Here is a 13298-nt window from a genome sequence, read left to right as displayed (position 1 = left end):
CGATGCTAGGCCGCCACCCCACGCCTCGCGCGCCAGAGTGTTCAGGATGGCAAATTTAGCTGGGTGGGCGCACGGCGAAACTACCCCAGGCGGCATCGGCAGGCGCGGGCTCGACGGCGGCGACGGCGGGGAGGGAGGCGACATCGGAAAGCTGGGTGCCCGTGCCCCACACCACGGCGGCGCTGACTGCGCTGGGGCGCTGGCCGTAGGAGGCGCCGATGCGGTCGAAGGTGCGGTTGATCACCGCCGCGCGATCCTCCCCTGCGACGGGCTCCGGCACTGCGATGGGCGCGGTCGAGCCCATAAGGATGGCATCCATGCGCGGAATATCAGTCAACGCAGCGGCGACGGCGACCGGTGGCAACTCGGTATCGAAGGTGACCAGCGCATACGTAGCGGCATCCGGATCGATGTCCATAGAATTGACGCGTTCAATATACTCCGCGCGCGATTCGCCGTCCGGGCCCAGCTGATCGCCTTGCACGCGAGTGGATGCCTGCGTGCCCAGCGTGCCAAAAAGCACCAAAGCCACCACGACAGCCACCAGCACCAGCGCCAGTGCCGCTAGACGGCGGCGCCAATAAAACTTCCTCATCCCTGCAGTCGCTCCAGGGCATGCTGCAGGTCATCGGGGTAGGGCGCGCGGGCCTCGAACCATTTCCCGGTGCCTGGGTGGGTAAAGCCTAGCTGCACCGCATGCAGCCACTGGCGCTCCAGGCCCAGGCGGGCGGAAAGCTGCGGGTTCGAGCCGTACATGGGATCGCCGACGCAGGGATGCCCCGTGGCGGACATGTGGACGCGAATCTGGTGGGTGCGGCCGGTTTCCAAGTGCACCTCGATGAGGCTGGCTTCGCGAAAGGCCTCGATGAGGCGGTAGTGGGTGACCGCGGCTTTGCCATCATCCAGCACAGCGAATTTCCAGCCCGATTTCGGGTGCCTGCCGATGGGCGCATCGATGGTGCCTTCGATCGGATCGGGCAGGCCCTGGACCACCGCGTGATAGGTCTTTTTCACGGTCCGGTACTTAAATGCCTGCTTGAGCGCCGAATAGGCGCGCCCTGAGGAGGCCACGACCATGACCCCGGAGGTGCCCACGTCTAGGCGGTGGACAATTCCCTGCCGCTCGGTAGGTCCTAGCGAGGCCACGTTATATCCTGCCGCGCGCAGCCCGCCGATGACCGTCGGCCCATCCCAGCCCACGCTTGGGTGCGCGGCGACGCCCACGGGTTTGTGCACGCAGATGATATCGGCGTCGCTATATAAAACGTCCATGCCCTCTACTAGCTCCTCGCGCGGCAGCAGGGGCTTTTCGGGCTCTGGGAGCAGCACCGAGACCACCTGGCCGGACGCTAGGCGCTCGGATTTCCCCAGCTCCTGCGAATCCACGGTGACCCCGCCCTCTGCGCACAGCTGGGCAGTGGCCGAGCGGGAAAGGCCGAGGAGCTTGGCAAGCGCGGCATCGGCACGCATGCCCTCTAGGCCTTCTGGAATGGGAAAACTGCGCAATTGCCTATTCATTTTCCGCCCTCCGTTCCGCTAAAAGCATGGCGCCGATGAAGATGACTACGCCGCAGGTAATGGCCGCATCTGCGATATTAAAGACCGCGAACGAGCCGACCGAGATGTAGTCCACGACGTGCCCAAACCAGAAGCCGGGGTCGCGGAAGATGCGGTCTGCAAAGTTGCCCAATGCCCCACCGGCAATGAGTGCCAGCCCCAGCGCCTGGCCCGTATTGTGGATACGCGGGGCGGCGATGGCGACACCTAAGACGAACGCCAATTGGATGGTGGTAAACAGCCAAGTCGAGCCCTCGCCACCGATGGAAAACGCCGCGCCCGGATTAAATAGCAGGTTAAACCTGAACCAGTCCCCGATGACATAATGCGGCTCGCCCTCCGTCAGGACGGTAAGCATGAGTTGTTTTACGGCTTGATCCACAACCGCCACGGCGATGACCACCGCGGCGATAAGACCTGTCTTACTCCTTCGTTTTTGGCTCACCCACATCATTCTAATCTGGAGTGTCCGGTATTTTGGTAAGCGTGTTTCGAGTCAAAGTTTTTACAGCCCTTTCCGCCGTCGCCGTAGCGCTAAGCGCCTGTTCTTATGAGACCCCCGGCCCCGCCGTGGAGCAGCCCGTTGGCCTGAATATCGATGCCCCTCGCCTGACCGTCGAAGAGGCCGGAACCGGTGAGAAGAAGCTGCTGGAATATCACGACATCGACTCCTCGCAGGAGGTAACGTACCGCGCCACGGAGGGATTTTCGCAGGACCTGCTGAATAAATCCGCCGCCGCCGATTTCCAGGCCGCGGACGTAGATAAGGCGACCACTACCCTGCCGCTTTCGGCGTCGGTGGATAAAGCCACCGAGGACGTCGAGGATCAATTACCGGCCTCGCGCAACGCGTTTGTCACCGCAGGGGATCCGGAATACTCCGGCGATACCGATATCTCTTCTGCTTCCGGGTTCCAATTTGGCTGGCGCGGTCAAGATAATGGCCAGATGAATTCCCTGCGCTTGGCCGCCCCGCAGGACGCGAGCGATGAGGCGCGCGGCACCGTCGAACAAGCAATCATGAAGCTGACCGCGCTGCCCATCGTTTTCCCAGAGGAAGAGGTGGGCACCGGCGCGACGTGGACGGTGGATTCGCGCGTAACGGGAGAATCCACGCTCTTGCAAACGACCCGCTATACGGTTAAGTCCATCGATGGTGACCGCGTCACGCTATCCGTCGAGGTGGAACAACGCCCTACCCTGGGCGCTTTATCCTTCGAGGGCCAAGCCGAGGGCACGGAGTTGGAGGATAAGGAACTCGACGTGCTGGATTCTTCCACTAATTCCTCGGGCAACGTCACGGTGGATCTGACTAAGCCGCTCCCCGTGGGCGGTGACGTGTCCTTCGATACGAAGGTAACCTACGGCACCGCCGATTCAGACCTGCGCGTCGTGCAATCAAGCCTGACGGAGTTGGCTTTTTCGGAGTAGAGCTACTCGGCGGGGGCCTCTACGGGGGCCTCGGCGGGCGCCTGCTCTGCGCCGGCCGCGGGGGCATCGCCTTGGGCGGGGGCGCCGTCACCCTCATCATCCGAAAAGACACCCGCACCAGCATCCGCACACATCTCCGGTACCTGCTCAGGCGGCACCGTGTTTTGAATCAGCGTGCAGGCCCAAGTCTTCGATAGTTTCCAAGTGTCGTCCTGGTAAATAAATTCCACCTGGTCCGTCGTCTGCTCCTGGCCATCGGCCGTGGTGAAATTCACCGTGGTCAGCACGGATTGCGGGTCATAGCCGGGCAGGACGGGATCCACGACCGCAAACTCCGCGCCGGATTCTTCCTTGGAGCGCGCCATGGTGTCAAAGATCTCTGGGGCGGATTCGCCGCCTTCCACCGTGGCGGTCTTTTCTTCCTGCGATGCCGCCGGATCCGTAGCCTTTGCCAGGATGGCGTTCAGATCAGCGGCGGACGGCAGCGCGGGAGCCGCGGAGTCGCCGTCGGCGGACGCGGATTCGCTGGATTCACTGTTCTTGGTGGTGTCTTCTTGCTCGTCATCAGAAGAGCAGGCGGACAGGGCGGCCGCCGCGCTCAATGCGAGGCACGCGGCACCAAATTTGCGGAATTTCACTTCTCACTCCTCACGTCTGGGATATAAACTCCCATCAGTTTACATTTGCCCCAGCTTTTCTGGTCCGCGCCTGCCGCCTCGGCGCGTCTTCTTTTATTCTGGGATGCATGACTCATCTTGCCCTCATCGCCACCGGCGGCACAATTGCCTGCACCACGGTGCGGGATGGTTCCCTCGTTCCCACCGTTACCGGCGCGCAGCTCGCGGCCGGTATCGACGCCGAGGTGGTGGAATTTCGCCAGCTCGATTCCTCTTCTATTACGCTCGCTGACCTCGATGAGCTCATTGCTGTGGTCAACGAGCAGACGGCCCGCTCGGATATTGACGGCGTCATCATCACCCATGGCACCGATTCGATGGAAGAGACGGCGATGGCGCTGGAGATTTTTTGCGCCGGTGATACGCCCATCGTGCTCACCGGCGCGCAGCGCTCCTACGATCACCCGCGCCCAGATGGCCCGCGCAATCTCCGCGATGCGCGCGAGCTCGCCCTCAGCGGACAGCCCGGCGTCTTCATCTGTTTTGGCGGCATGACCATCCCGGCGCGCGGGGCCCGCAAGCAACACACCTTCGACCTGCGCGCTTTCGAGTCCCTGCGGATACCGGACGCCACCCCGCGGCTGCGGCCGCGCCCCTTGGCGCCTCACCCAGTAGAAATCATCCCTGCCTACCCCGGCGCGGGGCGCGCGCTTGTCGATGCCGCCCGCACTTCCGCCGCCGGCCTCGTCATTGAGGCCATGGGCGCGGGCAATATGAGTGGGGATATGGGCCGCGCGGTTGCCGATGCCCTCCGCGACGGCCTCCCCGTCGTCATTTCCACTCGCACCCCGTACGGCGCGACCCCGTTGTCCTATGGTGGCGATGGCGGAGGGGCGAGCCTGCATAGCCTGGGCGCGATCAACGCGGGAGCCTTCAGGCCCAGCCAGGCGCGTATTCTTTTGGCCGCAGCGCTGGCCACAGGTACGAATCCTGCCGAGGTATTCCGACAAAACCCTGATCCCAAGTCCTACCGCGCAACCTAATCTTGGTTGCCCAGCCAGTCCTGCCAGTCTAAAGAATCGAGCGGGTCGGCCGGCACCAACTCTGGGTCGCTAGCGGCGAAGGATTTAGTGCGGCCAGGCCCGGTCGAACGGGTTTCAAAACGCACGCTGACCACCCCGTGCCCGGTGCCTTGGATCCAACCGTGGCCGAATTCCGGGTGGTAGACGTCTTGGGTGGCGTGCCATTGATCCTCCACATCGTCTTCGACCACCACGGTGGTCGGCGCCGGTGGCGGGGAGTCATCGCTCACGCCCGTTTCATAGTCACTATCCGGCAGCACGGGCCGCACGATTTCGCGGTCGAGCTCCGGAAATAGCACGTCTTGGCGCGCGGCTTCCAGCCCGGAATAGCTCACCCCCACCAAGCGGATGGGGCCCAATTCATCCGGGTAGCGCGCCAGCTTGAAGGCGGCTGCCGTCAATACCTCCAGGTCATCGGTGGCATAGGCCAGGGTGGTCGAGCGCGATTCGATATGGAAGTCTGCCATCCGCAGCTTTACCGTCACCGTGCGCGCCCCGCGGCCATCTTTAAGCAGGCGGCGGTGCGCGCCCTCGGCCGCGCGGGTAATTGCCGCATCGACATCGGCAACCGTGAGCAGGTCCTTGGGATAGGTGTGCTCCGTGGAAATCTGTTTGGAAATAGCGCGCGGGGCCACCTCCCTATCGTCGATGCCCTGCGCCAGCTGCCACAGCTGCACGCCGACGACGCTGCCGATGGAGATTTCCACCTCCTTTTGGGTCATGGCGGCCAGCGCGCCGATGGTTTCCACCCCGATGCCCTTGAGTTTGGCCTCCGTGACCGGACCCACGCCCCACAGCTTTCCCACCGCGAGCGGATGCAGCATCTCCAGCTGCTTTTCCGCCGGGATGACATAGGTGCCATCTGGCTTGGCTTCACCGGAGCCGATCTTGGCAAATTGCTTGCCGGAGCCCGCGCCAATGGAACACGGCAGGCCTGTTTCCTCACGGATGAGCGCGCGCAGGCCATCCGCCCACTGTTGCACCTCGTCCGCCGTCGCACCCACCAATGCCTCTGGCTCCATAAAGGCCTCATCGATGGATAGCTGCTCGATCACCTCCACGTGCTGGGAGATGATCTCAAATACCCGGCGCGAGGCCGCCGAATACACCGCCCGGCGCGGGCTGACCACCACCGCGCGCAGGCCCACCAACTGCTGGGCGCGATACATCGGCATCGCCGAGTGCGCGCCGTATTCGCGAGCCTCATAGGACGCGCCGGCGACGACCCCGCGGCCGCCGACCCCACCGACGAGCACCGGCCGGCCTTGCAAAGTCGGTCGGGTCAATTGCTCGACGGAGGCAAAAAACGCATCCATATCGATGTGTAAGACCCAACGCTGCATGCCTTCCAGTCTAAGACACTCTAACCCCAGAATTGGGAATAGGTTGACGTTTAAACTAACTTGTATGCAAGATGTATGCATGAGCGATACAAGCATGCAGCCTGCCGCGGAGCGGGTTTATGAATTAGTCAAAGAAAGGATCATCGACGGCACCATCGATTCCTCGCAGATGCTGTCAGAGGCCGCACTCGCGGCCGAGGTAGGAGTCAGCCGCACCCCGGCCCACGAGGCTTTCCTGCGCCTAGAGCTCGAGGGCTTTTTGCAGCTTTACCCCAAGCGCGGCGCGCTGGTAGTACCGATTAGTCCCCAAGAAATCCGCGAGGTCTATGAGGCACGCCTGCTTGTCGATGCCCACAGTGCCGAGAAGATCTGCCAGCTGGGCGAGGAAGAACGCGGGGGCATCGCCAAGCGCCTGCAAGAAAACATCGCGGCCCAAGACGCCGCGCTGGACGCCGAAGACCTTCGCGAATACACGCGCCTAGATGCTCAATTCCACCAAATCATCATGGATAGCGCCGGCAATAGCCTGCTGGCCAATGTTGGCCACCAGCTGCGCGAGCGCCAGCAGCGCTTTACCGCCACCGCCATCGGGCGCAATGTAGCGCGGGCCCGCGCTTTCGTCGACCAGCACCGCACGCTTGCCGATGCCCTCCTCACCGCTAACCTGCCCGACTATCTCTCCGCACTCCGCTCGCACCTGAAAAATTCGAAGGATCAACTATGAGTCAAGACACCGCCAATCGCGATTGGCTACCCGTCGCAGGCAGCATGGTGGCCGTTGCCTGGGGCGGCAATGAATTTACTCCCCTGCTCGTGATGTACCGCGAGCAATCCCACTTCTCACAAGTCACCGTCAATGGCCTCCTAGCGGCCTACGTCATCGGCATCGTGCCCGCACTGCTCATCTCCGGGCCGCTCTCGGACTATATCGGCCGCCGCCCCACGATGCTGCCCGCCGCACCGCTCTCCCTGGCCGGATCCTTCCTGCTGTCCATCGCTCCCGAAGAGCCCCTCATCATTGCCGCCGGCCGCGTACTGTGCGGCCTCGCCCTAGGCATCGTTATGGCGGTCGGATCCACCTGGATTTCCGAGCTCATCACCCGTTCCGGCGGTGACCCGGCCGCAGGCCCCCGAAAGGCATCGATGTGCCTTACCCTGGGCTTCCTCATCGGCGCCGCCCTGGCCTCGGTACTGGCGCAATGGGGCCCGTGGCCTACTCACCTGGCCTATGTCCTGCACATCCTGCTCACCGTCGTCACCGCGGTCTGGCTACTGAAAACCCCCGAAACCCGTCCACCCCGCGGCGAGACCGTCAAAGACACATTCTTGGACTTAAGCATCCGCGATATGCTGCACATGCTGCACATTCCATCCGCTGCACACCGCCGCTTTTCCCGCATCGTCCTTCCCGTCGCCCCCTGGGTATTCGGCTGCGCGGGTGCGGCCTATGCCCTCTTGCCGCAGCTGCTTTCCGATTCCGCCGGCGATGCCCCCATCGCCTTTTCCGGCCTCATGACCGTCATTACGCTGGGCTGCGGGGTTGGCATCCAAATGTTTGGCAAGGTCATTGACACCCACCGCTCCGCCCGGGCCTCCGCCGTTGCCATGGCCGTCATTACCGTCGGCACCATTTTCGGCGCCATCGCCGCGCGCACGCTCTCCCTCCCGCTCGGCATCACCAGCGCCGCCGTCATGGGCGCCGGCTACGGCCTAGCACTTGTCGCCGGCCTTTCCGAGGTCCAGCGCATCGCCGGAAAAGATGACCTCGCTGGCCTTACCGCCGTGTTCTATTCCGTGTCCTATACCGGCTTCTTTATCCCCATGGCCTTTAGCGCTCTCGCACCCTATATCGGCTTCACTGCGCTATTCCTCATCGGCTCCCTGCTCGCCATGTGCTGCCTCATCAACGTGATTCACGGCTGGCGCGCCCACCTGCCCGGCCCGGTGCGCTAGGCCAAGTCCCGTAAAATTTCACCAGAAAACACAGAAACCGGAGCACCCCCTCATGGAGGGCTCCGGTTTAATCACTGCCGGTAGCCAAGTCCGAGCCTCAAGCCCGCACTAATCCGCTCATCCGCTAATTGGGGCGAGATTAGAACTTGAACAGCGAGAAGAAGTTACGCAGTGGTTGCAAGATTCGAGCGAGGCCTGAGTTCTTGTTGAAGAACTTAGCAACACCTTCAACCAAAGCAGCCAGACCAGGAATAGCTTCAAAGACCTTGCCGAATTTAGAGCTGCCCTCTCCAGCACCAGGGGTACCTTCAGCGCCCGGAACCGATGGCTGTGCCGGCTTTGTGGAACCGCTGCCGCCCTCCTTACCATTACCGTCACCAGGGGTCTGCTCGGGTTGCGACTCGCTGCTCTTATCAGCAGCCTTCACGATGAGCTCTACGCTGTTGCTTTCACCGGTTTTCGGATCCGTGACGTGAGGAATTGGAGAAACGGATACCTTGTCACCTGCCATTAGCTTGACGTCTGCAGGTACATCGATTTCGAACGGGACAAACTCACCTGCAGGAACTTGGCCCTCCTGTGCAGACTTTTTCTCTAGCTTCACGACAGTTGTCTGAATCCTTCCGCCGGGGAAATAAGCCTCAATTTCCACCTCTTGGCCCGGGTACAAACGAACCTTACCGGTAACCTTTTTGTCTCCTGCCTTGATGTCATTTACTTCCGCAGTAACAGCAAACGGGAATTCGCCTTCAGAATCCCCAGAATCTGAGCCCTCTTCCTCAGGCACATCCGCAGGTTTAACGACTACTGGTATAGATTTGCTCTTACTATCGTCCGTAGCCAAGGAATCATATAGCGAACTAAAAAATAGTGTTTCACCTGCCTTTAGGTCAATCCCTTCAGGAACGTCGAATTTAAAGGTGACAGCTTTACCTTTAGAGGATCCACCCTCCTCAACAGAGTTTTCCTTTAGTTGTACGTCCGTAGTTAAAGCCCTGAAGTTTGGGAAATTAACTTGAACTCTCTTCTTTTGACCTGGGAGCAAAAACACCGAGCCAGTAATTTCCCTGTCCCCTGCCTTGACATCATCCACCATCAGAGGAGCCTCAGACTGCTGTCCGTCTTCAGCAGAACCCTTTCCATCATCGTCAGACGAAACACCATTGATCCGCGCTTCCCTGACAACCTCAGAATGTGACATACGCTTCAACTCTTCTTCAGAATAAAGTGGAGTGTTGTCCTTCCCCAGGAGACCCCTAGCTGTCTGTGTCATATCGTCAACACTTAGCTCAGTAATCTGTTCCACACTCAACTTGCAGTTACGCTGCAGATGCTCCGCAACGTTGGCATTGATACCAGCATCAAAATCGACGCCGGCTCGGAAGTTCTGTGCGCAGTTAAGATGCTCACCAGCAGCCCAAGCAACTGGGGTAACAGCGGTAGCCACGAGAGATGCAGAGATAGCTGCAGAAGCGAGAACACGCTTTTTGAGTTTCATACGAACCTTCCAAGGGGAACTACAAGCTACGGGATCTATATACAAAGTCGCGCTTTCAAGAATTCGAAGGCACAAGCGAACCCCGCAGTCAGTCGGATTGCACGACTTTTATCGTGCCATTTACGTTTTTAAACGCAGGATTAGTAAATCATATTGATTTTTCATTCAATAGTACCTCTACTGAAAAGTGTGCGAGATCACTTAATAGCCGCGCCTGTAGTGCAGCGAAACGATTACCAGTATCGAGCCCCGCTCAATAGGGGCGGTCACCGGGTACATGATGTAGCACGAGACTGAAGCAAAACAACCAAAGTCCACTTCTCTACCCCTATTAGCCAAGAGGAGCCGGAGTACCTCCGAAAAAGAGGGCTCCGGTTTCCGTCTCTACACCGAAAAGCAATCGGAATTTCTGTCCCGCAATTCCGCGCTACCGGGCGCGATTAGAACTTGATGTTGAACGATGCCAAAAAGTCACAGAGTGGCTGCAGCAAGTGAGCGACATCGTGGTTCTGGTTCATTCAGTGGGGTAGCACCTACAACCAGAGCAACCAAGCCACCGAGGCCATCAATTACACCAAAACCGTGCCAAATTTAGAGCCAACTTCTACGCCATCAGAGGCACCATCGTTGCTCGTAACCGACGGCTTTGTCAGTTTGTCGCCAGTGCCGTTGCCCGGAGTGTCTCCCGGCTTCGGTTCCAAGGTCGGCTTACCCGCAGACTCGGACTGCTCAACCTCAGACGACTCAACCGAAGGCTCATTGCCCCCAGTTTCGGTCGGCTGCTCTGGGCACTCAGGCTGCGGCAACACCTCAGGCACATTAGAGTCCTTGGCATTGTCAGGATCTTGCTCTTGGCCCCAGCCTCCTCGGTGGCCTTCACAACAACGATTTTGCCGTTTCCTTTCCCAGTCTTGAAGACTGAAAAGTTCGGCACTGCGGTGACCAATCCCTCATCACCGGTCTTTAGTTAACGCCTTCTGAAACGCCAATTTGAAACGGAATGTCCTGAGTCTCATCACCTTGCAACGGTCCAACAAGAGTCTTCACTGGGTCCTTGCCTAGAAAGTTACCGCGCATTCAACTTTCTGCCCTGAATTTAGGCCCACTTTACCGGTGATCATCTTGCCCCGAGCTGGATGCCGTTCACATCACCCGAAACCTCCGCAGGAGACCCTTGCAGCTCCAATAAGGTCCCCATTCTCCTGCGGCACAATACCTGCCCGGTTATCTGACGTGTCCAGATACGCCAAGATTGGGGAGGGAGGCGCGAGATTGGTTTTTGATACCTTAGAAATTCCAACTCAGTGAAAGTCGGATTACCCTCGTCATCATTTGGCCGTTGAACTACTTCCTTCAGCTCTTCGAAGGCTCAACTTTTAGATCTCACCTGGGGTCATGCCGCAGTGCTTTTGCAGGTATTCGACTACTGCAAATCCGCCCGCATTCCTGAGTTTGGATCGATCAACAGTGCCTGTTTCACAGTTTTAAAAGCAAGCTTCACCGTCAGCAGCTCCAGCGACTAGAGTGACGGCCGGAGCAACGAGAGATACAGGCAGAGCTGCAGAAGCGACAATACGTTTACTGAATTTCATACGAACCTTTCAAGGCGTTAGTGAGGACTTCAGGCTATAAGCGCAATAATGCGCCTTCACTGTCAGTGCCAATAGAGAGATAGAACAATCCACAGAAAACGCTAAGAGCACGATACTTCCCGTGCTCTTAGCGTTTTCAACCTGTACATCAGATCATGCGTAAACCATTTGAATGACAAACCCCTTTACGGTGTATGTTCCTCGCACTTTTGGCCATTACGCATGATGAGACTTCGCTCGCCTGGCTCACTACGAGGAAGTGAGGCTTAGCCAGTCATTTTATGATGTAGCTATCACTATCTTTAAAATTTTATTTGCCTTAAATCTTCAAGTCCAAGTGATACGCTTAACATCGTAGGTAACACATCTCGAGACTAAGTTCTTCCCACCCTACAACTGGATAATTCCAGGTACCGGCGTAGCCCAATCTGCGCCGGAGAGGAGCCATACCCCATGACCGATACCATGCGCGCCGTTGTTACCACTGGTCACGGCGATATTGAAATCCAAGACGTCCCTGTTCCCCACGCAAAAGCCAACGAGGTAATCATCGAACCGGTGGGCACCGGTATCTGTGGCACTGACCTGCACTTAGTAAGAGGTGACTATGTCATCGGCAACTACCCACTCATTCTGGGGCACGAAATGGCGGGCTACATCACGGAGGTCGGCGCAGAGGTCACCGATTTTTCCGTCGGTGACTACGTTGGCGCTAACCCCAACGTGACGTGCGGCGAGTGCACCTGGTGCAAGCAAAACGCAACGAATCTGTGCGAGCACATCTCACCCGCCGGCATTATGCAGGATGGTTCCTGTGCGGAATTCATCGCCATGCCGGCCAAATTCGTCTACAAGCTCTCCACAGAAATTCCTCACCATGTTGCACCGCTGACCGAACCGCTATCTTGCGTTTTACACGCATTGGACCTCGCGCCTGATTGGAAAGACCAGGATATGGTCATCTTCGGTGCCGGTTCCATCGGCTTAGTGGCGCTCGTCGTCGCATTGGATGAGGGCGCAGCAAGCGTCTCTGTTGTTGAACCCAACCCGGCCCGGCGCGCGCAAGCTGTGAAACTGGGCGCCGTCCAAGCAGTGGACTCAGCCGCAGATTTGGATCAGGATTCCTATGACCTCACCTTGGATGCATCCGGCAATGCAGGTGCTATTGCTGATGCCATCCGTATCCTCGGCAAGCGCGGCCGCTTAATCCAGATGGGTGTGCCTTCTCCAGATGCCACGATAGATTTCCGCCCGCTCGACCTATTCGAGAAGGAAATCTCGCTCATCGGGGCCCAGTCCCTGGCTAATATGTACCCCGCTGCGGCCAAGCGGATGGCTCACCTTTATGACAAGCTCGATGGCCTAGTCACCGGTACTTTCCCAGTTGACCGCTACGAAGAAGCGCTCGAGGCTATGAAGAGCCCAGAGCACATCAAGATATTCATTACGGATAAATGAATATCAGCCGGAAGCCTTATTGGCCGTATTCATTCTGATAGCGGTCATTGAGGTTATCGATAATGTCCTGTGGGATGGGCTTAGGGCCGCCGAGCTCCTTGGCTAAGTGCACGGTACGCGCAACTTCTTCAACCATCACGGCTGCTTTCACGGCATTTTCAGCATCGTCACCGATGGTGAAGGGACCATGATTTTGCATCAACACGGCAGGTGAACGGGACTCCCGCAAGGTCTCCACGATGCCCCGGCCGATGGAGTCATCGCCGATGATCGCAAGGGGTCCAACGGGCACTGGCCCGCCGAATTCATCGGCCATCATCGTAAGTACGCATGGAATCTCTTCCCCGCGGGCGGCCCACGCTGTGGCGTAGCTCGAGTGGGTGTGGACGATTCCGCCAACCTCCGGCATATGTTTATACACATAGGCATGTGCGGCGGTATCCGAGGAGGGAGCATAAGCGCCATCGACAAGCACGCCTTCTAAGTCGCAGAGCACCATCGATTCTGGGCTTAGCTCCTCGTAGCGCACGCCAGAGGGCTTGATGACGAAAAGATCCTGTGTGCTCGGAGTACCGGAGGCATCGACGACAATGCGTTCAGAGACATTGCCTGCAGTCCACGACACAAGGCCCCACCGCGGCAGTTCGGCGTGAAGGTCGCTGACGCGCTGGCGGGTCTTAGACACCGCTTGTTGGATTTCTGGGCGATACTCAGATAGATGCTGAACCATTGTGGCCTTTCCCTAGTGCCTTAGTCTTCTTCTTGAG

13 protein-coding genes are annotated in these 13298 nt (G+C 58.9%); 5 read left to right on the top strand and 8 right to left on the bottom strand.

What is annotated here, in order from left to right:
* Positions 1 to 55 precede the first annotated feature (55 nt).
* From ABRP93_RS00065 to lspA, 3 genes are read right to left on the bottom strand one after another with little or no spacing between them, the layout of a single operon-like run.
* Positions 56 to 595, bottom strand: coding sequence for a hypothetical protein (locus ABRP93_RS00065; protein WP_023023019.1), 540 nt, complete (start codon positions 593 to 595; stop codon positions 56 to 58).
* Positions 592 to 1518: an RluA family pseudouridine synthase gene (locus ABRP93_RS00060; RefSeq protein WP_023023021.1), complete on the bottom strand. Its 927-nt coding sequence runs from the start codon at positions 1516 to 1518 to the stop codon at positions 592 to 594. The genes ABRP93_RS00065 and ABRP93_RS00060 overlap by 4 nt, the downstream gene beginning before the upstream one ends.
* Complete coding sequence (lspA, locus tag ABRP93_RS00055) at positions 1511 to 2011, bottom strand: signal peptidase II (protein ID WP_349886405.1); 501 nt, start codon at positions 2009 to 2011, stop codon at positions 1511 to 1513. The genes ABRP93_RS00060 and lspA overlap by 8 nt, the downstream gene beginning before the upstream one ends.
* Positions 2012 to 2043: 32 nt before the next feature.
* Here lspA and ABRP93_RS00050 point away from each other — a divergent pair, with 32 nt between their 5' ends.
* A complete protein-coding gene (locus ABRP93_RS00050) occupies positions 2044 to 2988 on the top strand; it encodes a hypothetical protein (RefSeq protein WP_349886403.1) in 945 nt (314 codons plus the stop codon).
* A 2-nt stretch (positions 2989 to 2990) separates the two neighbouring features.
* Here the strand turns inward: ABRP93_RS00050 and ABRP93_RS00045 are convergent, their stop codons facing one another.
* Positions 2991 to 3626, bottom strand: a complete 636-nt coding sequence (locus tag ABRP93_RS00045) for a WKL family lipoprotein (RefSeq protein ID WP_284771391.1) — start codon at positions 3624 to 3626, stop codon at positions 2991 to 2993.
* A 107-nt stretch (positions 3627 to 3733) separates the two neighbouring features.
* Here ABRP93_RS00045 and ABRP93_RS00040 point away from each other — a divergent pair, with 107 nt between their 5' ends.
* Positions 3734 to 4648, top strand: coding sequence for an asparaginase (locus ABRP93_RS00040; protein ID WP_349886402.1), 915 nt, complete (start codon positions 3734 to 3736; stop codon positions 4646 to 4648).
* On the opposite strand, the gene ABRP93_RS00035 is transcribed toward ABRP93_RS00040, so the two are convergent.
* Entirely contained in the window at positions 4645 to 6030 is a 1386-nt protein-coding gene (locus ABRP93_RS00035; RefSeq protein ID WP_349886401.1) for a DNA polymerase IV, read from the bottom strand. The genes ABRP93_RS00040 and ABRP93_RS00035 overlap by 4 nt on opposite strands.
* 79 nt (positions 6031 to 6109) lie before the next feature.
* On the opposite strand from ABRP93_RS00035, the gene ABRP93_RS00030 reads away from it, so the two are divergent.
* Entirely contained in the window at positions 6110 to 6754 is a 645-nt protein-coding gene (locus ABRP93_RS00030) for a GntR family transcriptional regulator (RefSeq protein ID WP_034659114.1), read from the top strand.
* Positions 6751 to 7983 (top strand): MFS transporter, encoded by a 1233-nt coding sequence (locus ABRP93_RS00025; protein WP_349886400.1) that lies wholly within the window; start codon positions 6751 to 6753, stop codon positions 7981 to 7983. The genes ABRP93_RS00030 and ABRP93_RS00025 overlap by 4 nt, the downstream gene beginning before the upstream one ends.
* 139 nt (positions 7984 to 8122) lie before the next feature.
* Here ABRP93_RS00025 and ABRP93_RS00020 read toward each other — a convergent pair whose 3' ends face one another.
* Both ABRP93_RS00020 and ABRP93_RS00015 read right to left on the bottom strand, forming a co-directional pair.
* The gene (locus tag ABRP93_RS00020) at positions 8123 to 9481 is read right to left on the bottom strand and encodes a hypothetical protein (RefSeq protein ID WP_023023038.1); all 1359 of its coding nucleotides are present in this window, start codon (positions 9479 to 9481) and stop codon (positions 8123 to 8125) included.
* A 569-nt stretch (positions 9482 to 10050) separates the two neighbouring features.
* On the bottom strand, positions 10051 to 10299 hold the full coding sequence (locus ABRP93_RS00015) for a hypothetical protein (protein WP_023023041.1): 249 nt from the start codon (positions 10297 to 10299) through the stop codon (positions 10051 to 10053).
* Between the two features lie 1227 nt (positions 10300 to 11526).
* Here ABRP93_RS00015 and ABRP93_RS00010 point away from each other — a divergent pair.
* Complete coding sequence (locus ABRP93_RS00010) at positions 11527 to 12531, top strand: zinc-dependent alcohol dehydrogenase (protein ID WP_023023043.1); 1005 nt, start codon at positions 11527 to 11529, stop codon at positions 12529 to 12531.
* A 16-nt stretch (positions 12532 to 12547) separates the two neighbouring features.
* On the opposite strand, the gene ABRP93_RS00005 is transcribed toward ABRP93_RS00010, so the two are convergent.
* On the bottom strand, positions 12548 to 13261 hold the full coding sequence (locus ABRP93_RS00005) for an L-ribulose-5-phosphate 4-epimerase (RefSeq protein WP_023023045.1): 714 nt from the start codon (positions 13259 to 13261) through the stop codon (positions 12548 to 12550).
* Positions 13262 to 13298: the final 37 nt, after the last annotated feature.

The organism is Corynebacterium sp. KPL2850 (assembly GCF_040225855.1).
In the GTDB taxonomy this organism is placed as follows: domain Bacteria; phylum Actinomycetota; class Actinomycetes; order Mycobacteriales; family Mycobacteriaceae; genus Corynebacterium.
This window is presented reverse-complemented; position numbering and strand designations above follow the sequence as displayed.

Bases quoted from the DNA above. Each gene is read 5' to 3' on its own strand.
- ABRP93_RS00065 (WP_023023019.1), bottom strand. From the start codon at position 595: ATGAGGAAGTTTTATTGGCGCCGCCGTCTAGCGGCACTGGCGCTGGTG.
- ABRP93_RS00060 (WP_023023021.1), bottom strand. From the start codon at position 1,518: ATGAATAGGCAATTGCGCAGTTTTCCCATTCCAGAAGGCCTAGAGGGC.
- lspA (WP_349886405.1), bottom strand. From the start codon at position 2,011: ATGATGTGGGTGAGCCAAAAACGAAGGAGTAAGACAGGTCTTATCGCC.
- ABRP93_RS00040 (WP_349886402.1), top strand. From the start codon at position 3,734: ATGACTCATCTTGCCCTCATCGCCACCGGCGGCACAATTGCCTGCACC.
- ABRP93_RS00035 (WP_349886401.1), bottom strand. From the start codon at position 6,030: ATGCAGCGTTGGGTCTTACACATCGATATGGATGCGTTTTTTGCCTCC.
- ABRP93_RS00030 (WP_034659114.1), top strand. From the start codon at position 6,110: ATGAGCGATACAAGCATGCAGCCTGCCGCGGAGCGGGTTTATGAATTA.
- ABRP93_RS00025 (WP_349886400.1), top strand. From the start codon at position 6,751: ATGAGTCAAGACACCGCCAATCGCGATTGGCTACCCGTCGCAGGCAGC.
- ABRP93_RS00020 (WP_023023038.1), bottom strand. From the start codon at position 9,481: ATGAAACTCAAAAAGCGTGTTCTCGCTTCTGCAGCTATCTCTGCATCT.
- ABRP93_RS00010 (WP_023023043.1), top strand. From the start codon at position 11,527: ATGACCGATACCATGCGCGCCGTTGTTACCACTGGTCACGGCGATATT.
- ABRP93_RS00005 (WP_023023045.1), bottom strand. From the start codon at position 13,261: ATGGTTCAGCATCTATCTGAGTATCGCCCAGAAATCCAACAAGCGGTG.